This window comes from Pseudoalteromonas sp. SWXJZ10B (genome assembly GCF_015864475.1).
Lineage (GTDB): Bacteria > Pseudomonadota > Gammaproteobacteria > Enterobacterales > Alteromonadaceae > Pseudoalteromonas > Pseudoalteromonas arctica.
The window spans coordinates 75,175-96,899 of the sequence record NZ_JADYXD010000014.1; the positions used below are offsets into that span (position 1 = coordinate 75,175).

16 protein-coding genes are annotated in these 21,725 nt (G+C 41.6%); 6 read left to right on the forward strand and 10 right to left on the reverse strand.

The window, feature by feature from the left end; translation table 11 throughout:
- Nucleotides 1–185 precede the first annotated feature (185 nt).
- Both I6F54_RS13445 and I6F54_RS13450 read left to right on the forward strand, forming a co-directional pair.
- Entirely contained in the window at nt 186–1,079 is an 894-nt protein-coding gene (locus I6F54_RS13445; RefSeq protein ID WP_197141768.1) for a hypothetical protein, read from the forward strand.
- A gap of 387 nt (nt 1,080–1,466) precedes the next feature.
- On the forward strand, nt 1,467–3,356 hold the full coding sequence (locus I6F54_RS13450; protein ID WP_197141770.1) for a monovalent cation:proton antiporter-2 (CPA2) family protein: 1,890 nt from the start codon (nt 1,467–1,469) through the stop codon (nt 3,354–3,356).
- An 83-nt stretch (nt 3,357–3,439) separates the two neighbouring features.
- Here the strand turns inward: I6F54_RS13450 and I6F54_RS13455 are convergent, their stop codons facing one another.
- From I6F54_RS13455 to I6F54_RS13500, 10 genes are all read right to left on the reverse strand, one after another.
- Nucleotides 3,440–3,865 carry a hypothetical protein gene (locus I6F54_RS13455; protein WP_197141772.1) on the reverse strand — a complete coding sequence of 142 codons (426 nt, stop codon included), beginning with the start codon at nt 3,863–3,865 and terminating at the stop codon, nt 3,440–3,442.
- 113 nt (nt 3,866–3,978) lie between these two features.
- Nucleotides 3,979–4,590: a hypothetical protein gene (locus I6F54_RS13460; RefSeq protein WP_197141774.1), complete on the reverse strand. Its 612-nt coding sequence runs from the start codon at nt 4,588–4,590 to the stop codon at nt 3,979–3,981.
- A 250-nt stretch (nt 4,591–4,840) separates the two neighbouring features.
- Entirely contained in the window at nt 4,841–5,554 is a 714-nt protein-coding gene (locus tag I6F54_RS13465) for a hypothetical protein (RefSeq protein WP_197141777.1), read from the reverse strand.
- 139 nt (nt 5,555–5,693) lie between these two features.
- A complete protein-coding gene (locus I6F54_RS13470; RefSeq protein ID WP_197141779.1) occupies nt 5,694–7,484 on the reverse strand; it encodes an alkaline phosphatase in 1,791 nt (596 codons plus the stop codon).
- Nucleotides 7,485–7,495: 11 nt separating this feature from the next.
- Entirely contained in the window at nt 7,496–9,085 is a 1,590-nt protein-coding gene (locus I6F54_RS13475) for an alkaline phosphatase (protein ID WP_197141781.1), read from the reverse strand.
- A 209-nt stretch (nt 9,086–9,294) separates the two neighbouring features.
- The gene (locus I6F54_RS13480) at nt 9,295–9,657 is read right to left on the reverse strand and encodes a hypothetical protein (RefSeq protein ID WP_165729361.1); all 363 of its coding nucleotides are present in this window, start codon (nt 9,655–9,657) and stop codon (nt 9,295–9,297) included.
- A gap of 184 nt (nt 9,658–9,841) precedes the next feature.
- Entirely contained in the window at nt 9,842–12,277 is a 2,436-nt protein-coding gene (locus tag I6F54_RS13485; RefSeq protein WP_197141783.1) for a TonB-dependent receptor, read from the reverse strand.
- 207 nt (nt 12,278–12,484) lie between these two features.
- Nucleotides 12,485–14,224: a solute:sodium symporter family transporter gene (locus I6F54_RS13490; protein ID WP_197141785.1), complete on the reverse strand. Its 1,740-nt coding sequence runs from the start codon at nt 14,222–14,224 to the stop codon at nt 12,485–12,487.
- 102 nt (nt 14,225–14,326) lie between these two features.
- Nucleotides 14,327–16,387 carry a glycoside hydrolase family 31 protein gene (locus tag I6F54_RS13495; protein WP_197141787.1) on the reverse strand — a complete coding sequence of 687 codons (2,061 nt, stop codon included), beginning with the start codon at nt 16,385–16,387 and terminating at the stop codon, nt 14,327–14,329.
- A gap of 107 nt (nt 16,388–16,494) precedes the next feature.
- On the reverse strand, nt 16,495–17,262 hold the full coding sequence (locus I6F54_RS13500) for a sulfite exporter TauE/SafE family protein (protein ID WP_331458729.1): 768 nt from the start codon (nt 17,260–17,262) through the stop codon (nt 16,495–16,497).
- A gap of 181 nt (nt 17,263–17,443) precedes the next feature.
- On the opposite strand from I6F54_RS13500, the gene I6F54_RS13505 reads away from it, so the two are divergent.
- The 4 genes from I6F54_RS13505 (at nt 17,444) to I6F54_RS13520 (ending at nt 21,380) form a co-directional block, all read left to right on the forward strand.
- Nucleotides 17,444–18,193, forward strand: a complete 750-nt coding sequence (locus tag I6F54_RS13505) for a GntR family transcriptional regulator (RefSeq protein ID WP_024589596.1) — start codon at nt 17,444–17,446, stop codon at nt 18,191–18,193.
- Nucleotides 18,194–18,408: 215 nt separating this feature from the next.
- Nucleotides 18,409–19,371, forward strand: a complete 963-nt coding sequence (locus I6F54_RS13510; protein ID WP_197141790.1) for an aldo/keto reductase — start codon at nt 18,409–18,411, stop codon at nt 19,369–19,371.
- Nucleotides 19,372–19,380: 9 nt separating this feature from the next.
- On the forward strand, nt 19,381–20,376 hold the full coding sequence (locus I6F54_RS13515; protein ID WP_197141798.1) for a TauD/TfdA family dioxygenase: 996 nt from the start codon (nt 19,381–19,383) through the stop codon (nt 20,374–20,376).
- Complete coding sequence (locus I6F54_RS13520) at nt 20,376–21,380, forward strand: YeiH family protein (protein ID WP_197119533.1); 1,005 nt, start codon at nt 20,376–20,378, stop codon at nt 21,378–21,380. Before I6F54_RS13515 ends, I6F54_RS13520 begins: the two co-directional genes overlap by 1 nt.
- The last annotated feature ends 345 nt before the right edge of the window (nt 21,381–21,725 follow it).

A 21,725-nucleotide genomic window follows, 5' to 3' on the forward strand; every position in this document is an offset into this window, starting at 1 on the left:
AGCAATCATAAAAGGATGCATCGCGCATCCTTTTATATTAATAATTAGTTATTTTAACCACTTATTAGTATTTCAACTTTCATAAAAAACCACCACCCTATATAAAACAACAGCTTACATTTCGGCCTCATTTTTGCTCTATATTGTTTATATAAATACAAACAATAAATACCAAAGGACTAAACATGAGCTCATCAACACAATTAAGCATTGCAAAACCACTTTCACTTATTGGCGGCATTTTATTATTAAGTGGCTGTGTATTTCATATATCGCCAAGCGTTGCCTCGGTAAAACAAACTAAACAGCTATCACTGCCAAGCAATAATCTTGAGTATTTAAATGTGTTAAGCGGCGCAGGTAGCCTTGAAATAAAAGGCTCAAAAACGGCCACCAGCATTAGTGTTGATGCCACTATTTACACAGCCGACATTGAAGACGAATACGAGCTAACGCTCGAGCAAGACGGTAAACAGGCAAAGCTTGTTGCCCAAAATAAAAGCCGTAATGGCATTAGCTTTTACAGTGGCCAATCTCCAAGTATTAATTTAGTGGTTACTGTGCCAAGTAATCTAAATTTAGATATTGATGATGGCTCTGGCGACATTTTAATAAATGCTATGCAAAGCAATATTGATGTAAAAGACGGCTCGGGGGACTTAACTATAAGCAGTGCTAAAAACCTAACTGTTGACGATGGCTCAGGTGAAGTAAACCTTGAAAACATCGCAGGTAATTTAGAATTAATCGACGGCTCTGGCAGTATTCATATAAACAACGTAAGCGGCAATGTAACTATTGACGATGGTTCTGGCGAAATGCACGTGAGCAGCATAACTGGTTCGCTAAACGTTGAAGATGGATCGGGTGATTTAGTAATAAGCCATATTAGCGGTGCAGTTAATGTTGATGATAACTCTGGCGACATGATCATTGAGCATATTGGCTCAAGCGTAACAATTGAAGACGGTTCGGGTGATATTCGCGTTAACCATGCAAAGGGGCTGACTATTACTGAGTCAGGCTCGGGCGATGTAAGTATCGATAATATTAGCGGCTCAGTAAAAGTAGCTGATTAGGGCGTGTTGATCTTTGTGGATTGAAATTTGTTCAATCTAGGGGCGATTAAATCGCGGCGCGAGGTTTGTAACCTAGTGGGCTAAGTAAAAACCGAGCAACAAAGAGTTAATCGTCCCTAGAAAGAACCCAAAGGGCAGCGCATGTTTGGTATTTATGCTGCGTTATCGCCTATTCATGGGGAATAACCAAACTACATAGGCTCCGCCTTGCCTAAAAACCAAACATACTGCTGCAAATTCACCCACCAAAGATCAACACGCCCTAACAGTATGAGCTAAAAATAACGTATTTTCAGCCACATGAATTATTGTATTTTATAAGAACCTAAGTCATTCTATTTATGCTCAAATACCTTGAGCATAAATAGAATGACTTAGGATAAACGCGTGTTAGAAATAGCTTTAATTTACTTAGCAGCAGCCATAGTAGCTGTCCCTATTGCAAAACGAGTCGGACTTGGCTCTGTGTTAGGTTATTTAATTGCCGGCATTCTCATTGGCCCTTATGCGCTGGGTGTTGTGGGCGATCAAACCGATGTAATGCACTTCGCTGAATTTGGCGTAGTAATGATGCTGTTTTTAGTGGGCCTTGAGCTACAACCTTCGCGTTTATGGACATTACGCCACTCTATTTTAGGACTTGGCGGCTTACAGGTTGTGTTATCGGCAGCGGCTATATTTGCATTTTGTTATTGGTTTTTTGCCATGCATTGGCAAACCGCACTCGCCATTGGTTTAATGCTCGCGCTCTCCTCTACTGCTATTGTGCTGCAAAGCCTTGAAGAAAAAGGCTGGCTAAAACAAGAAGCCGGACAAAACGCATTTTCGGTATTGCTGTTTCAAGACATCGCAATTATCCCTATTTTAGCCCTATTGCCACTGCTTGCATTTGCCCCGCAAACTAGCACAAAAGAAATCAGCGATTCGATTATTGCAGGCTGGCCTGTATGGCAACAAGTATGTGTTTCGGTTGCGGTTATTGCCGCTATTATTGCCGGCGGTAAATATGTATCGGCGCCGTTATTTAGATACATTGCCCAAACCCACATGCGTGAAATATTTACTATTTTTGCACTCTTTTTAGTAGTCGCTATTGCACTGGTTATGCAAAGTATTGGTTTATCGCCTGCGCTGGGGACTTTTTTAGCTGGCGTTGTACTTGCCGAGAGCGAATTTAGACACGAATTAGAAGCCGATATAGAACCCTTTAAAGGCTTACTTTTAGGATTGTTTTTTATAACTGTTGGCGCATCAATTAACTTTGAGCTGCTATTTAACGAGTTTAGTACCGTTATAGGCTTAGTGGTTTTACTTATTGTAGTTAAAGCCTGCATTTTATTTGCCCTTGCCGTTACCTTTAAAATTAACAGTAAACAGCAGTTATTATTTGCCTTAGCGCTTGCCCAAGGGGGTGAGTTTGCCTTTGTACTGTTAAGCGTAACCACTACGCTCAGCATTTTAACGCCCGAGCAAACCAGCCTTGTTACCTTAGTTGTGGCGGTATCAATGCTAATAGCGCCGTTACTACTTATGGTTTATGAACAAATACAAAAACGCAGTAGCAGTGCTCTGCCTGAGTTTGATAAGCCAGAGCAAATTAGCACCGCTAAGCACGTAATTATTGCGGGCTACGGACGTTTTGGTCAAATTATGGGGCGTTTACTGCACGCGCAAGGCTACGAAATTACCGTACTTGATCACAGCCCTAGCCAAATAGAATTACTACGCCGTTTTGGTAATACCGTATTTTATGGCGATGCCGCACGCCAAGAACTCCTTGAAGCAGCAGGCGCACACACCGCGCAAATGCTAGTAATTGCAATTGATAACCCCGATAAAACCATTGAGATAATTAAGCTCGCGCATAAAAACTACCCGCAGCTTAAAATAGTTGCTCGCGCAATCGACCGCCGCCATGCGTATCAGTTACTTAATTTAAAAGTAGATGCGTTTAACCGCGAAACAGTCGACTCAGCTATTAACCTTGCCGTAGAAGCACTCGAGTTACTAGGTAACACTAAGCAAGATGCAGAGCGCGCCGGTAAATTATTTAGAGACCACGACCGCGCTGCAGTAGTACAACTTGCTGCATTATGGGGCGACGACGCCAGCTACGGCGTAGCAGTGCGCCAACGCATGGAAGATTTAAAACACGTGCTACAACAAGATAAACAAGCACAAAGCGATTTAAATACCTGCGATAGCGGTGATTGCGAAGATGGCTTAACAGAAGTAGCGAGTAAACCTAAAAAGCCTGATGATGCTCATCTTGAGTAGTGTCAGGCGGCTGTGTTTGTATTGTTAGCAGATGGCTATATTACCTTAGACAATGCGATAAATTGTTTTATGGTATGTAATGATCATATAAACGAATTTAAAAAAGCTCCATAAGCCCAGATTAAAGTGCCGATTATTGTCACTATTAAACCTATAGCTTCGGAGTTTAAAATTCTATTTGCTTCGCTGATTCTTTTACTTATCCTAGCTTCTCGATTGGTAGCAGATTCCGTTTCAGAAAAAATTCCATCTCTACTCTCAGGAAATAAACTATCTAAAAACCGGTTTATTTCTTCTTCGGACATCGGTACTGAGTGGCTTACTGTCAGTAATATTCCAAAAATAGTAGCGACCCCTCCATACGCAGAAAACCAAGCGAAGTCCTTTTTTATTATTGATACAAAAATTGAAATAACGCAAAAGATTGACAGTAAACTGAAAACTAGATACTTCCTAGTTACTATAAAATTGAATAAGACTAATATTTTGGGGACTTTAACCTTTAACATAAAAACTCCTTCCAATGCTTACTTACTGCACTTTAAATAGTAGGCACGTGTATATAAGCAAAATTTATATAGCTACCTTAATATGCCTTCACTGAACACTGAAGATGTTTTCATCAACTTATATCTTTTAATAAAGGGCTTAATTTTGTTAGTGTGCCCGTAAACTCATCCCAAGCAATTAGCGAGGGAGGCAGTGATGTTGGCTTTTCGTCAAGGAGATCACGAACTGCTCCCGAGTCAGTGTTTACAAATTCGATAATTGAAGATAAATAAATCTCTGTTGCTGCATCAAATTGTTTTTCCCCCCAGCTTGTCTTGTATAAAAATTTAACTCTTTCGTTATTTTTACTTACACAATAAAGAGCTAGTACCAAAGAGTAATCGCTGTCAGGTACTTTTTTACTTGAGTTTCTAGATGTAATGATTTGATATCTATATTCTGGGTTTTTACCAAAATATTTTTTATAGACAGTCTCAAGAGACTTTTTAATTATTGGGTAACAATCTTCAGCGATCCTATCGCCAAGTTTTTTCACAAATGATGCACCAAAAATAAATGCAATTGAAGTCATCATTACAAGGATTGCCGATACTTGAATACCTTGCGCTGGAGTTTGATGGAACTCTATATTATCTTCGAGAAAAGCTAAGTTATTTTTAAGATGTATGATTGCTTCTGTATCCATATCTTCTTCAAAAATAATATTAAATATCTGAGGGTTCATCCTTGCTTTCCTTGTGCATACAACAGCCTTACTCTAAGAACATTTTATCACTTTCACAAAATGCCCCTACAATGTGAACATCTATTAATAACAAACTAGATAAGTTTTTGCCAATTAAAAAATTGTTCACCTTTTGTAGCTTTATTTAGAATTAATTTAAAGCTGCCCATTTGTAGCATTGACTAAAGAGGCTTACGCGTTGGAGTCTAAATTAAGCCCCCTTTGCGAATACAACTTAAGTAACTAAAACCTAGTGGTGGTGACCGCCTTGAATAGCTTCGCCCTGCTGATTATAAAACCCCGTTGCGCTGTGTTCTATAAAACCAAGATTTATCATTTTAGCTAAAAACGGGTCATTTTCGTTATCGCCAATGTCGGCGTAGTCGGTGGTTTGAAAGCGATCCAATTTGGCAAACTGCTCAGTTATTTCTGCTTTATTGCTGCTTACATTATTAAGGCTAAGCAATGTAGTTGTTTGGCTTTTTTTGTTACTAATACTAAATGTTTTAACTAATTTTGATTGCGTGTAAAAGGCAAGGTTAAAGTCGTTGCCATTTTCGCTCAGTGTATAGCTTTTTACTTCATCGCAGCCTGTGCCTTGGGTGTTTAAAAGCGTCATTTTTTCTATTAAGTGCGCATCCACCAGCTGGTTTTTAGCACTCCAGTTTTGTACGCCGCGTACTTCAGATGGTTGGTATTCAATGCCGCGTTGCTGGGCATTAAAGTAACGAATTGGTCGTATTTGCTTATTAGCTAAGTGCTGCCAAAGCTCGGTAATTACTTCACTTTGATGCGCTACTTGCTGATTGTTTCGCCAAAGGGTAAGTGACTCGCTATTTTGCTGCGCTTTATGGCTGTTGGTAATTTTATAATCCGCTTTTAAATGCTTAGCATCAATATCACATTGCGAGGCAAAGCTACTTGTACTCACAAGCGTGGCAATTATTAATAACGCTTTTTTCATTTAGCTATCTCTTATTTATATTTCAAGTTTATGGCAATAACATAACGATTATAAATGTCAGTTTAATGACAAAAACCCCGCAAAGTAGGCGGGGTTTTTTATTTAGATATATTTAACTATATTTATAACTAGACGATATTTACTGCGTTACTTTTTCGTCGGCTGTTTTAACTAAATCAGCCGCAAAGTCCATTACATGGAATAAAAAGCTTTGCTCGTTTGTGCCTGTTACCAAGTGTGCACCTGGTCCCATTGCATAAACGCCTACGTCTTCACCGGCATGTGTTTCTGAGCCCATTGGTACCAGTGCTTCTTGATGAAAACCAGGTGTGGTTGTATCAATGTCAGATAAATCAACACGCCCTGTAACCGGTGCAAACGCGTAACCTGCATCGGCATCAGTCTCGCTACCTAGGTTTCTAAAGCCACCACCATTGGTGTAACCAACCGTTGTATAAGGCATATCGTCTGCAGCTAAGCTTGGCTCAGTTGCACCTACTGCAACCACTTTACCTAAAATTGGGTTACCGCGTTTAGGGTAACCGGCAATGGTAAATACATGGCTGTGATCGGCAGTTACAACTATTAATGTTTCTTCTGGGTTGGTGTTTTCCATCGCCACTTTAACGGCTTTGGCAAGCTCAATAGTGTCGTTTAACGCGTTATAAGCGTTACCCGCATGATGCGCGTGGTCAATTCGACCCGACTCAACCGTTAAGAAAAAACCTTGCTCGTTATTATCAAGCACGTTAATTGCTTTTTCGGTCATTTGCGAAAGCGAAGGCTCGCCCGCTACGTCGTTTGCGCGGTCGGCTTCGTATTGCATGTGGGATTCGTTAAACAAGCCAAATACTTTAGTAGCATCGTCGCTTATTGCATCAAAACCAGTTTGATCCATTACGTATGTGCCGCTTGGGTAAGTTGCTTGCCACTCAGTCACTAGGTTACGGCCATCAGTACGATCGCCTTCTACTGCGCTTACTGCATCGCTTGAATTTGCCGCTGCATCTTTTGGTAAAAAGTGACGACGACCGCCACCCATTACTACGTCAATACCGTCTACATCAACACCACTAAAGCGTGCTTCTAGGTTGGCTTCAAAGTTAACCAGTTGCGATGCAATGTCTTCACATGTTGCCGCACTTTCTGGCATATCGGAGATATCTTCCCAGTTACGCTCTGCCGATTTAGCATAGGTTGCAGCGGGTGTTGCGTGAGTAATACGCGCTGTAGAAATAATCCCTGTTGCTTTGCCTGCAATTTCAGCAAGCTCTAACGAGGTAACAAGTTCGTGCCCTTTGCCTGATGCACAATTACCACGTTCAACCGCTTCATCAATACCAATAACGCCCGCGTCGGTTTTAACGCCCGATGCCATTGCGGTCATAGTGCCTGCCGAATCTGGCGTTTGCGCATCTACGTTGTATGTTTTTACAAAGCCCGAAAAAGGCATAGTTTCAAAGCTTAACTGGTGTTCTTCACCCATTTCGCCCTCTAACTGACCCGCTAAAATACGTGCTGCGGTTATGGTAGAAATACCCATACCATCGCCAACAAATAAAATAACGTTTTTCGCTTTGCCTGATTCAGTAACAATGTTGCTACTGGCTGTTTGTGCAGCACCTAATTTTGTTTGTGCTTCACTAAACCAAGTATTGCTAGTGAGCGAGGCTAACTGCTCGCTTGTTAACGACGTTGCAGGTGCATTACACACTAAATTAGTTGAGTTAACTTCGTCGCTATCTAGCACGTCGTTATTATTGGTATCTGCGCCTACTTGCGTCTCTACACCGCCATTAATACACTGCTCAGAGCCCACTGCAATAGCGTTATCTACTGCGATAATATTATTTTCATTTTTGTTATCGTCACTTGAGCAACCTGCTAGCGCGACCATTACTGCCAAAGAAAGTACTGTTAATTTGTTCATGTTAGCCGCCATTATTGCTGAGTTAGTTCAAGAGCTTGATTAATTAGATGAAACACTACGTTTTGTTCAATTACGCCTTGTGCTAGCTGAGCACCAGGGCCTTTAGCATGTAAAGATATATCTTCACCTGCGTGTGTTTCTGAACCCATTGGTACCGTTGTTTCTTGGTGAAAACCTGGGGTTGTTGTATCAACGCCATTTAGCTCTACACGTCCGGCTACTGGGCCAGTTGCATAAGCAGCATCGGCATCTGTTTCATCAACTAAATTTCTAAAACCTAAACCATTTGCGTAACCTACTGTGGTGTACGGCATATCGTCGGCGGCTAAGCTTGGTGTTGTTGCACCTACTGCAACTACTTGACCTAAAATTGGATTACCACGCTTAGGGTAGCCTGCAATAGTAAATACATGGCTGTGATCGGCGGTTACTAAAATAAGGGTTTCTTCTGGGTTTGTGTTATCTACCGCTGCTTGCACGGCTTTAGCAAACTCAATGGTGTCGTTAAGCGCGTTGTATGCATTACCTGCGTGGTGCGCATGGTCAATTCGTCCCGACTCAACCGTTAAGAAAAATCCATTATCGTTTTTACCAAGCACTTCAATTGCTTTAGTGGTCATATCGGTAAGTGAAGGCTCGCCCGCTACATCGTTTGCGCGGTCAGCTTCGTATTGCATGTGGGATTCGTTAAATAAACCAAATACTTTAGTGGCGTCATCGCTTATTGCATCAAAGCCTGTTTGATCCATCACGTACGTAGCATCTGGGTATTGTGTTTGCCACTCAGTTACTAAGTTGCGCTCGTCAGTACGGTCGCCTTCTATAGCACTTACTGCATCTGTTGAGTTAGCTGTTTCGTCTTTTGGTAAAAAGTGACGACGACCGCCCCCCATTACAAAATCAAGGCCGTCTACGTCGGTCCCTACAAATCGTGCTTCTAGGTTTTTTTCAAAGTTAACCAGTTGCGATGCAATGTCTTCACAGCCACCCGTTACTGCATCTTCTGGCATATCTGATACGTCTTCCCAGTTACGGTCAGCCGATTTAGCATATGTGGCAGCAGGGGTTGCATGAGTAATACGTGCTGTAGAAATAATACCGGTAGATAGCCCTTTAATTTCAGCCAATTCAGTCGCGGTAATTAGCTCGTTACCTGCCACTGTTGAACACACGCCGCGTTCAATATCTTCGTCTACACCAATAACGCCCACATCGGTTTTTACACCCGAAATAATAGCCGTCATCGTGCCTGCTGAATCAGGAGTTTGAGCATCTACGTTATACGTTTTAACTTGTGCAGAGTATGGGAACTCTTCAAAGCTTAAATAACCTTCTTCGCCAGATTGGTTATTACGCTGCCCTTGTAAAATGCGCGCGGCGGTAAGTGTAGAAATACCCATACCATCGCCCACAAATAAAATGACGTTTTTAGCTTTAGTGGCTTGTGTAGCCTGCGCTTGTGCTGTTTTTGTTGTTAGTTTAGTTTGCGCAGCGCTATACCAGCTGCTGTCTTTTTGGCTTTGCGGTAGTACATCAGCATGGCTCACTGCGCTAAACGTTAACGTTAGCGCGATTGCCGCAGCGACTTTTTTAATTTTCATCCGTAATTCCCATTGTTTAGTGGTTATTTTTTGAAATGTGTAAACACAAAAAAGATCAACCGCTGCACTATAGAAAACAGATGTGACTGATAAAGGTAATTTTGATGAAAGTAAAATGACTAAACTATTACAAAAATAAGTCACAAAAATAAAAAAGCGCAACGTGTTAAACGTTGCGCTTATTCATTCAATAAACGTTATTATTTTTATTAACGACCATCTTCAAACGAAGCCGTTGCAGAAACTTTGCTCCAAGTACCATCTGTATATAATACCGTTGCTTCTGCTTTATTACTTTTAAATGATTTTATCGAGAATGAGCATGATGTACCCGATACGCCACAAGACGACGCAGCATTTGACCAAACAACACTATCAATGTCAGAGCCATTACCTACCACTCTGAATACTGCTGTAGCTGTTCTTTTACCATAAATCACAGCAAAACAATGATTAGGAGTAAATTGGTCATATGCTTGAGTATCTACGTAACATTCCATTTGGTCTGCACTCGCTTGTGCAGAAAAAATAGATGCCAAAATAATACCTGTAGTAATTAATATAGTTTTCATTTTTATCCTTAATAATTGAACCTAAATAGGTACAAAAAAGATAGAACAACAACGCCCACCTGTACAATTAATTTACAAAAAAAACCTAAAAAGCATACAAAAGGATTGTTTTGATTAAAAAAGCGCAACGTGTAAAACGTTGCGCTTATTTTCAGGGAAATTATTAAATGTAATTATTTAAATATTAAAAACGCGCCTTAAACGATACGCCAAAGTAGCGCTCTGCATCACGCGGTATTTGGTAACGGAAGTTATCGCCACTGTAGGTAGTTGCGTAGCTTTCGTCGGTTAAGTTTTTAGCAATAAGCGATACTCTAAACGCATCATCTTTAAACGATAAGCCAACACTTGCGTTTAAAATGCCGTAATCTGGCAGTAACGACGCTGGGTTAAACTCGCCTACGTTATCTGGCAAGTCTGAGTATTGCTCGTCGGTGTAAATGTATGAGCTATTTATGTGTACGTTAAAGCCATGCTCAGTTTCAATAAAGTAGTCAGCTGTTAGTGAGTATTTTAAATCTGGCGAAAATGGAACATCTAAGCCAGAGCGGTCAGTACACGAACCTGCAGCTACTTCTGCCGGACAATTAAACTCGTCAATTTCGGCTTTAATATAAGCGACACCACCGGTAAGCGTTAGTGACTCTGTTGCAGCCCACATAAAGTCAACTTCAACACCTTGTGTGCTTACATCGCCCGCGTTTGTTAAGCGGGTAATACAGGTGCCGTCTGAACAGTCAAAGTTGTTAGCTTGAAAACCTTCAATTTCTGTTCTGAAAAGTGCCATGTTAAACACAAACTCGCGGCTTGCGTATTTGTAGCCAATTTCGTAAGCATCAGACTCTTCTGGCGATATTTCGCGGCTGTCGGTGTCTGGATTAAAGTTGTAATAAATATTAAAACCAGGCCCTTTGTAACCTTGCGAGTAGGTACCGTATACCATTTGGCCATCGCCTAAATCGTATTGCATACCTAAACGACCCGATACGTTGGTTTCTTCTGCTTTGCCTTCGTCATCGGTATTTAGTGTTGCTGGGCGTACGCCTACACCGGTGCGGCCATATACATCATTGCTTACACGGCGATGCGTGTAAGACACTTCATCGTCGGTGTAACGAATACCAAATAATACGCGTAAATCTTCAGATAAATCGTAAGTACCGTCGGCAAAGGCTGCCCAGTTGTTAAATTCTGTGCTCATAAAAGCAGTGGCCGATACAATATCGTTTGCGTTACAGCTAACGCCTAGGCCTTGCGTGTAACCATCTAAGTCGTTAAGTGCAGCATCAAGCTCTGCGCCCGATAAGTTATTTTGCGCGTAAAAAGCCATTGCGCTATCAAGCTGGCCACCATTGTTTTGACAACTTGCATCACGAGTAAAGTTACGTTGTGAATCCATGTTCCAATAAAATAAACCGGCAACATAATTAAATGGCCCAGCTAGGTTTGATGTAACTCTAAACTCTTGTGAAAACTGATCCCATTGCTGTGCACCAATATCATGTAACTGAAACGGCGCGCCAAATACTGGCTCGCTGCTGTCGCCAGCAATAGAGGTAAAGTCGCCTTCGCGGTATTCGGTATTATCCCATGAGCGCTGCGCTGTAATTGACGTGTACGTATAGTCGCCAATTGTTTTATCAACTTGCACCGAAAACGCGCTATGTTCGTCAATTGTGCGCGACTCGTAATCATGGTCTACTTTGCGTTGGTCTAGGTCAATATCGGCTACGCCATCAACAATACCATTACTGTTTGGCGCTGCTTTTGAATCAGGATTACGACCACTTGGCAGGGCTTCTAAGTCGGCGCAACAATCGTCGTCTGCGTTATAAAATTCAGCTATAAATTTTACGCTTAAGTCGTCCTCTGGCTCGTATTTAAATACAGCACGTGCACCTTCGCGGTCATAACCGTTTACTTTTTCGTTGTTGTAAACGTTATCAATGTAACCGTCAAACTTGCCTTTAAATACCGTTAAGCTAGCGGCTAAATCGTCGGTTAAACCGCCGCTTATAACACCTTTAAAACGGTATTCGTTATCTTGATAAAACGAGGTTTCTACGCTGCCGGTTGTGTCGTACGACGGATCTTTAGTGGTAATATTTACCACACCTGCTGAGGCGTTTTTGCCAAATAACGTACCTTGTGGCCCGCGTAATACTTCAATGCGGTCTACGTCGTATAAATCGGCAAAGGCTTGACCCGAGCGGCCAAGTACCACGCCATCAACAACAGTTGCCACACTTGGCTCGGCAGCAATACTAAATGAAATAGTACCAATACCGCGCACTGTTAGCGCTGAGTTACGTGTTGTGGTGCCTTTTCTAAAGCTAACCGAAGGAACAAGTGACTGTAAGCCTTCCATGTTATTAGCAAAAGCTGAATTAATTTGATCGCTATTAAGTACCGATACCGCAACAGGTACTTCGTTTAAACTTTGCGTTCTTTTTTGTGAAGTAACGACTATTTTTTCAAATGTATCGTTTTTAGCTGTTTCTGTTTTTTGTTGTTCTTGTTCGGTTTGCTCTTGCTGTGCATGTACCTGCGCGCTAAGCGCTAAACCGGTTGTCATTGCTAACGTGACTGCCAAGCTTAAGACGGACTTTTTAGCTCTCATGTCATTCTCCATATTGTGCGTGTGCTGTGTGGTACCGCGCTAGCAATTGTGTGAGTTGCTAAAAAGCGGTGTCAGTGTGTGTGATACTTTCCTTAAAGCTCTTATATCTTATATAAGAGCTTTAAATTTAAACAAACTATCTTACTAATGCAAACATTATGTGAATTAAATGTGATTTAAGTTTGGTGTATAGAATATAGCCGCACGTTATGCGGCGTTTTTAGCCCCAATACGCGCTAAGCTATTTTCGTAACGAACCTGCCAACGACGTACACTCCACCAGCTAAGCACTAAAACAGTAGACCAAACAGCAACTAAACTTGGTACAAAGTACACACTGGTTCCACCCACTAATCCGAGCGGAGAAAACAATATATATAAGCTAACAATTAGGCCTACTAATACGATGGCGCAAGGCAATGCGTACTTCCAAGGATTAAGGTCTACCTCGGCTTTGCGTGTAAATTGCCATGGTGTTTTAAGTGGTTTGTAGTAACCAATACCCAGCATTATTGCCAATTCAATTATGAACAAAATGGCGTAAATATGAATAAAGTTAATGTCTACATCCCATACAAATTTAAGCAAGGTGTAGGCAATAATATGGAATATAATCGCGACTTTAGCGCCCAGTGCAGGCACTTTTCGAGTAAACAAACCTACCAATACAATTGTGATGACCGGAATGTTGTAAAAACCTGTAAATACACGAATTATGTGCCATAAGCCTTCAGGTGCAAACATCAATAATGGCGCGGTTATAAACGATAATACGGCAATAATAATACTGGTAATTTTAGCCACTTTTATAAGTTGGCTGTCTGTTACTTTGTCTTTTTTCATTGGTTTGTAAACGTCTAAACAAAATAAGGTTGCTGCACTATTTAACAGTGAGTTAAACGAGCTAAATACGGCACCTAGTAGCACCGCTAAAAAGAACCCAGACAAATACTGTGGAAGTACTTCTTTTACCAAATGTGGGTAAGCTAAATCGATAGTTGGCAGGCTTTCGTGTTTATAAAGATGGTAAGCAATAACGCCTGGGATCATCATCATAAACGGTACTAGCACTTTAAAGTACCCTGAAAACAACACCCCTTTTTGACCTTCAACTAAGTTTTTAGCGCCCAATGTACGCTGGATCACATACTGATTAGTGCCCCAATAAAACAAATTAGCTAAGATCATCCCTGTAAAAATAGTGCCAAATGGCACGGGATCATCGCTACTACCAATAGCATTGAGCTTTTCTGTGTCGGTGTTTACTAGGGTGCTTAACCCTTCTGAAAAACTACCATCACCCAATGCAATTAAGCCCAGTGTTGGCACTAAAATACCAATAATTAATAACCCAACACCGTTAATGGTATCTGATACCGCAACCGCCTTTAAACCACCAAATACAGCATAAATAGCCCCAACTGAACCCACTGTAATAATGGTCACAATTAGGCTTGCTTGGTAGCTCATATTTAATAAGGTGGGTACATCAAAAAGTCTAAGTACGGCAATTGATCCTGAGTACAAAACAGAAGGGATCGTTATAAAACAATACCCTACCATAAATAAGATCACCGTCATGCGTCGTACGGTATCGTCAAAACGATCCCGTAAAAATTCAGGTAAGGTAGAAAACGCGCCCGCTAAATAACGAGGCAAAAAGATCAACGCCATAATAATGGTTGAGATCCCTGCGGTTACTTCCCACGCCATTGAGCTTAGGTTGTAACCATAAGCTGAGCCATTAAGGCCAATTAGTTGCTCGGCCGATAAGTTAGTGAGGATCATCGACCCTGCTATAAATGTACCTGTTAACCCACGACCCGCTAAAAAGTAGCCATCTTGGGTGTTAACTTCCCCTTTGGTTTTTTGGTACGAGATATATCCCACCAGCGCCATAAACGCCAAGCACGATAGCAGTGTCATGGTAATGTTCATACCTTCCATCTTGCGCCCCTTTTAGCTTACTTTACTCGGTAAAAAGTAAGCTAATATCTTTATTATTGTGTGTGTTGTATGTGTGTTGTGTGTTTTTTATTAAGCCGAGTTTTATTTAGGCCATGGCGTTAATTGGCTCATGTCTTGTTCTATGTGTTGAACGTCTGGGCCAAGCATTAGGCTGTCGCCTTCGCGCATAAATACTGCCATTTCTTCAAGTGCGAGTGTGTGCTCGTAGTACTTACCACCTTCGTAAGCTTGTTTATTCGGAAAGCGAATCCAGCTGCCTTGTGGTAAATAAAATTTCACTTTACCGTTTGGTACTACACATGGCACAACCAGTAATTTTTCACCGCACATAAATTGCTGATCAAAACTATGTGCTAGCACATCATCAGGAAATGCCAGTGCCATTGCACGCTGAATCGGCAAACCGGTTTGCTGCGCTTGCTCTGCACTTTGTTCTAAATAAGGAATAAGTTGGTAGCGTAGTTTAAGTGCTGCAAATACCGCGTCACTTGCTTGCTCAGTATAAGACCACGGTTCGCGAGGGCCAATACCATGCAAGCGCATGTGTGCGCTAAATACTGAGGCTTGCGCCCAGCGCACGTAAAGCTCTGCGTCGCGAGTGTCTTTGTAAAAACCGCCAATGTCGGTTGCAAAAAACGGCCCGCCCGACATGCCCCATGCTAAGCTGCCGCGAATGCTCGCCGCTAAACCTTGCCAATCGGCTTGTGGGTCGCCGCCCCATTGAGCTGGGAATCGTTGGCTGCCAGTCCATGCTGAGCGGCTAAATAAAAATGGCCCTGTTTTACAGTATTTTTCGGCGGCTTCATAAACGCAGCGGTTGTACAACATGCTATAAACGTTGTGCAATCTAATACCGCTGTCGCCACTGTGCGATACCATATTTTCGTCTTCTAACTGTTCGCCAAAATCTGCTTTTATCATATCTACGCCAAGCTCAAACAATGGCTTGTGCGATTCGAGCCAGTATTCGTAAGCATCAGGGTGCGTAAAATCTAAAATACCCGACTCTGGCAGCGGCGTAAGTACTTCGCCAAATGGACTTAAATCCCACTCGTATTGATACGCTTTGCCTGTGCGTTTGTCTTTTATAAGCCAGCCGTTTTCGGCCGCTTTAGCAAACAATGGGTTATTTACCGAGATCATCGGGTATTCCCACACACAAATTTTAAAGTCCATGGCTTTAAGTTCATCAAGCACTGGTTTTGGGTCGGCGTAGCGTGTTGGGTCCCATTCAAAGGCAAAGCGAGTGTCGGTGTCTTGCCATGCTCGGCCATCAAGGGTAATTACGTCGCACGGCATTTTTTTAGTACGTACTTCGCGGGCAACACTAAGTAGTTCGTCGGCATCTTTGTAATACGCTTTTGATAAAATAACACCAAAGCTCCACTGCGGTGGCACCGGTGCAAAACCTGTTAGTTCACAATAGCGGTTAATACTTTGAGCTGGTGTTTGTTCTTGATATAAAAAGACATCTAGCGCGTCATCTTCAACTAAACATACATAAGCGCGTTGCGACCACAATGCATAACCGACGCCATGGGTAACAGGCGCGGGTGTATGTACAAATAAATTCCAGCCTTCTGGGCTCCATGCATACGGGGTATTTTTATAAGACTTTTCGGCGTTAACGCCCAGCGCATCGTGGTTGTATGAACGAATAAGTTGGCCGCGTTTATCAAGCTTGCCCCACTTTTCGCCAAGACCATACACTGCCTCATCGTAGTTAAGCTCAAGGCTTAAAATCCAGCCGTTATCTGTTTTAGCCAGTGGCGGTAAACGGTGTTGGCGTACAAAGTGGCCATCAGTTGCTGATTGCTGTACTAGCTCATCGTTTTTATAAAGTTTGAAATGAAAAGGGTCGCTGTAAAATTCTAGGCGGTATTCGCCACCGCTTACACTGTAATCATTATTGTTTTTGCTAAGTGTAAGGGGATATTCTGATGGGGTTGTGGTTAATATTTTAAACTGCTCGTCATGCGTGGTGCCTGCATTTAAACGTAAACCAAACTGGCTTATCGTTACGCTAATATCACCAAACTGAGTGGGCAAAACCAGCACATTACCTTGTAACTTTGGCTGTGCGGTTAAGCGTGCTGGCTCTATTGCGTTCCAGTCTGGCTCACGTAATTCAAATGCATTCATGGGAGTTCCTTAACCAATTATTAGTCTTGTATAAGACACAAGTTAAATAATTGTAATCCCCATGTCAATGTAAATAACCCTAAGATGAATTATTTACATCGCGATTTTTAAAATATACCCGGCGCCGATGTAGCCACCAGCGATACGCCGCTCAGTCCTAGCAGCGTAATAGCTATAATGCGTATCCATTTAGCGTCTACGTAGGGCGTTAATTTACGAGCAAAATGCGTAACTAACAACACCAAAGGAATAGCCGCTGCAATTAAAAACATAATATCGAGCTCTGGCAAAGTACCAAATAAAGCGATACCTACACGTACTAGCCCGCCAATAGTAAATACCGCTAATAACGTACTGCGAATAGCTTCAATAGACCAACTTTGCTTATAACACTGAAACACAAGCGGTGGCCCAGAGGTTGAAAACAACCCTCCAAGTAACCCACTCACCCCACCGGCTATTAAAAACGAACGAGGACGGCTTTGTTTATTAGCACGATCGCGGCCAATCAGCATTAAAGCGCAGCACAATAGAATGCTTACGCCCAAAATAAAGTTTAAATAGTGCGTTAAATGCGACGACATAAACTCAAGCAGCACAAAACCTACCAGCATTAACGGAATACCGGTATACAACATAAGTTTTAGCTCGGGTACTTTTACCGAGCTGCGGTTTTTAACCACCACAGTTGTGGAGTTAACTAAACCCAATAAGCTCACTAAAAATGTAGTCGCGGTGAGCGGCAATACATCTAGCAGCGTAAAACTTGCAACCACCAGCAACCCAAAGCCAAACCCACTAAGAGTTTGCATAATAGTGGCGAGGCTTAGGCACAGCGCCATAAGCAAAATGAGTTCGAAAGAAATACTGAGCACTTTTAATTTCCTAAGGGTGAGCTATTGTAGTGTAACGATTTGTTTTTAGGCATAATGTATATTTTGCGCCTATAAAAACATTACAGCAGTAGTTCACGTTTAATTGAGCTAGCGCAAATATGCGTAAAAGGTTTCACCTATGATATAACTACAGGTGGATTAAATTTAATGGTAAATAATAATGAGTAACTCTATGTTTGATCACAAATTAAGTGGCCCAAGCTTGGCTTTTCAACCGCTTTACTTACAAGTGGCTGATTATATTAAACAGCTCATTGTTGAAAGACGCTGGGTACCTGGCGAAGCACTACCAAGCGAATTTCGCCTTGCTGAAGAATTTAACGTAAGCCAAGGTACGGTTCGTAAAGCACTTAATTTATTAACCGATAATAAAATAGTGACTCGTCGCCAAGGTGTTGGTACGTTTGTATCGCAACATACTGCGCAAGATGCCTTATTTAGATTTTTTCCGTTACAAGCCGACGGTAAAGGCGCCGATTTGCCAAAGGCTGAACTGCTATCGGTTGAGCTTTGTGCAGCACCAGTTGAAGTAATAGAAGCGTTACAACTCAATAAAAAAGACAAAGTTACCAAGCTTGTTCGTAGGCGTATTCTTGATAACGAATTTTGCATGAGCGAAACTATATACCTACCGCAAAGCTACTTTCCTGATATACATCAAAGTAGTGATATTCCGCATACATTGTACCATTACTATCAGACCAAATTTAACCAAACTGTACACAAAACCCAAGACAGTATTAAAGCCGTACTTGCTACAATGGATGATGCCAAAATGCTTGCTATTAAAGCTGGCGACCCACTACTGCTGGTATCACGTATTACCGAATCAATCGAAGGTAAGCGTATTGAATACCGCCAAAGCAAATGCCGTAGCGATCATTACCACTATCAAATTGAGCTTGATTAATTAAAAGCGTGTTTAGTGCTAAAAACCCACTTTAGCGCATAATAATTAAATATTTTTTAAAGGCAGCAAACGCTGCCTTTTTGCTGCCTGTAGGTTTTTTAACTGAACCATTTACTGCTTTGCTGTTAACACAGTATTGACACTGTTTGATTCGTATAATAACTTATGTCTTATACAAGACCTAAGTCATTATGCATTTTTAACAGGAATTCCCAATGAGTTCATTAAATAATATCCCTCCAGTAGGGTTCGGTTTATGGAAAGTCGCGCAAGAAGATTGTGCACAAACGGTATACCAAGCCATTAAGGCAGGTTACCGCCATCTTGATTGCGCATCAGACTACGGTAACGAAGAACAAGTAGGCGATGGCATCGCCCAAGCAATAAACGATGGCTTATGTACCCGTGAAGAATTATGGGTAACATCAAAACTGTGGAATACCTTTCATGCACCAGAGCATGTTGGCCTCGCGATTGATAAAACACTGAGTGATTTAAAGCTAGATTACCTAGACTTATACCTAATTCATTTTCCGATTGCGCAAACATTTGTGCCAATAGAAACCCGCTATCCACCAGAGTGGTTTGTTGATCCTACGGCGCAAAACCCACAAATGGAGTTGGCAAAAGTACCACTTTATTTAACGTGGCAAGCAATGGAAGAACAAGTACACAGCAACAAAGCAAAACGCATTGGGGTATGTAATTACTCAAGCGCACTGCTTCACGATTTAATGACCTACGCAAATATCAAACCCGCTATGTTGCAAATTGAGTCGCACCCTTATTTAACGCAAGAGCGATTAGTAAGATTAGCTAAGCAGTACGATATTCCGGTTACTGCGTTTTCACCACTGGGTGCACTTTCGTATCTTGAGCTTGAAATGGCAGATAAAACCGAATCGGTTCTTGAGCAAAGCGTTGTTAAAGCGGCTGCACAAAATCATGGCAAAACGCCAGCACAAGTCGTACTTCGCTGGGGCGTGCAACGTGGCACTGCCATTATTCCAAAAACTTCAAAACTTGAACGCATGAAAGAAAACCTCGCACTGTTTGATTTTGAATTAACAGAGCAAGAAATGGCGCAAATTTCTGCGCTTAACAGTAATCGCCGATTTAACGACCCTGGGCACTTTTGTGAAGCTGCCTTTAACCGTTTTCACCCAATTTACGATTAGGAACATACAATGTCAGCTACCGAAATTAACTACGCCTCAGTGCCAACTCAATTAACATTCGATGATTCGGTTTTTCCGTGCATTGTGGTTAATAACAATAACGCCAGCACCGTTGAAGAAGCGGTAGCTTTCATTCGCGCCAATAAAAGCGAACTAGCTAAAAAACTTCGCAGCTCAGGAGCTGTGTTGTTTCGTGGCTTTCCTGTAAATAGCGCCGAAACATTTGATACGTTTTCAGCTGGGTTTGATTACGACAATTTTACTTATAAAGAGTCGCTTTCAAACGCGGTGCGTATTAATTTTACCGAGCGTGTATTTACAGCTAACGAAGCGCCAAAAGATGTAGAAATATACTTACACCACGAAATGGCACAAACGCCTATTTCGCCAAGTAAGTTATTCTTTTTTTGTAAATCGGCCGCAGAAGAAGGTGGTGCAACACCTCTTTGTCGATCAGATAAGTTATTTAGCGCATTAAAAGAATACGACAGTAAACTTGCCCATGACTTTGAACACAAAGGCCTAAAGTACACCACCTATATGCCAGCCGCTGACGATGCAACATCAGGCCAAGGCCGAAGCTGGAAAAGTACACTAAGCGTTGAAACCAAAGACGAAGCACATAACAAATTAACCGAACTGGGTTACGAGTGGGAATGGCTTGAAGACGGCTCACTAAAAGCCGTTACACCGGTACTTCCTGCTGTAGTAACTCTTGAAAACAACGTACAGGTTTTTTATAACCAACTGATTGCCGCTTACATGGGCTGGAAAGGCGTACGCGAAAACCCATCGGTTGCTATTGCCTTTGGCGATGGCAGTGCTATTCCTAAAGCTGGACTTGATAAAATTGTTGAGCTTTCAAAAGTATTTACCTTTGATCTTGCATGGCAAGATGGCGATGTAGCTTTAGTTGATAACGAAATGGCTATGCATGGTCGCCGCCCTTTTACAGGCGAACGTAAACGCCAAGTGTTAGTAGCACTTACCGCAGCTAAAGCGTAATGCAGCGCTTAAGTAGTAAATTAAGCTGTAAAATATCACCTTTATGGCAAGGTACCAGCATTGCTGCAATGACTGGCCTTGCCGCTTTATTTTTAAGTGAGCATTACGGCGCGCCAGCCATGCTGTTTGCTTTGTTACTGGGTATGGCAGTCTCATTTTTATATCAAAGCGATAGCCCTTGCGCCAAAGGTATCGACTTTACCGGCACCACGGTTTTGCGCGTAGGTATAGTGCTGCTAGGCACACGCATAGCACTGGGAGATTTAGTAACACTAGGTTGGCAAACCGCACTTATGTTAGCGGGCGCTATATTTACTACTATTATTTTAGGCGTAGTACTTGCGCGCGCATTTGGCTTACAAAAACGCTTTGGTGCACTTACAGGCGGCTCAGTTGCTATTTGTGGAGCGTCTGCTGCGCTAGCTATCTCCTCTATTATGCCAAACAGCGAACATAAAGAGCGCGATACTTTACTTACGGTTATTGGCGTAACAGCCATGTCGACCCTTGCTATGATCCTCTACCCTATTGTGGTTAATTACCTTGAGTTTGACGCCCATAATGCAGGCGTATTTTTAGGCGGCACAATACACGACGTAGCGCAGGTAGTAGGTGCTGGTTATTCGGTATCACCTGAGACTGGCGATATAGCAACCCTCACTAAACTTGTACGTGTTGCTATGCTGCTACCCGTTGTACTTATTATGATGGTTATTATTAATCGCTCAAATAAAGAAAAACACGGAGAATTACCTAAAGTCCCTGGGTTTTTAATTGGCTTTGTCATACTCATGATAATAAATAGCTGCTTTTCTCTTCCTATAATAGTGCTTGAAACCGCTAACGAACTTTCGCAGTTCTTTTTAATTGCGGCTATTTCAGCCATTGGTATGAAAACTAATTTAGGAAAACTTACCGAAGTAGGTATAAAACCTATTATTTTAATTGTTGCTGAAACACTTTGGATTGCATTATTAATACTTGGATTTGTAATTTGGGGCTAATGAATCACGTTATTTAAGATATATATCAAAAAATTTAGTAGGTAATTAGGTCATGTTTTAACCAGTTAAAACCTGTATTTTACCTACTCTAAAACTGTGTACAAAAATAAGCGTAAAGCTTTGATTAAAATAAACTTAACTTTAATTTATAAGTTAAAAAGATCATCTCAATCATAACTAGTTAGTTAAAAAACGAACAAACAAATAAAGCACTTACTCTAAAATAAATTTACAATAGGGCTTGGTATATGACTTAATTTACTGTTATCCTGCTTGCCATCGGGTTGACAGAAAACCCTATTTATTTGTAAGTACCACGTTGTTTTAGTAATAATCCTTCGCGTT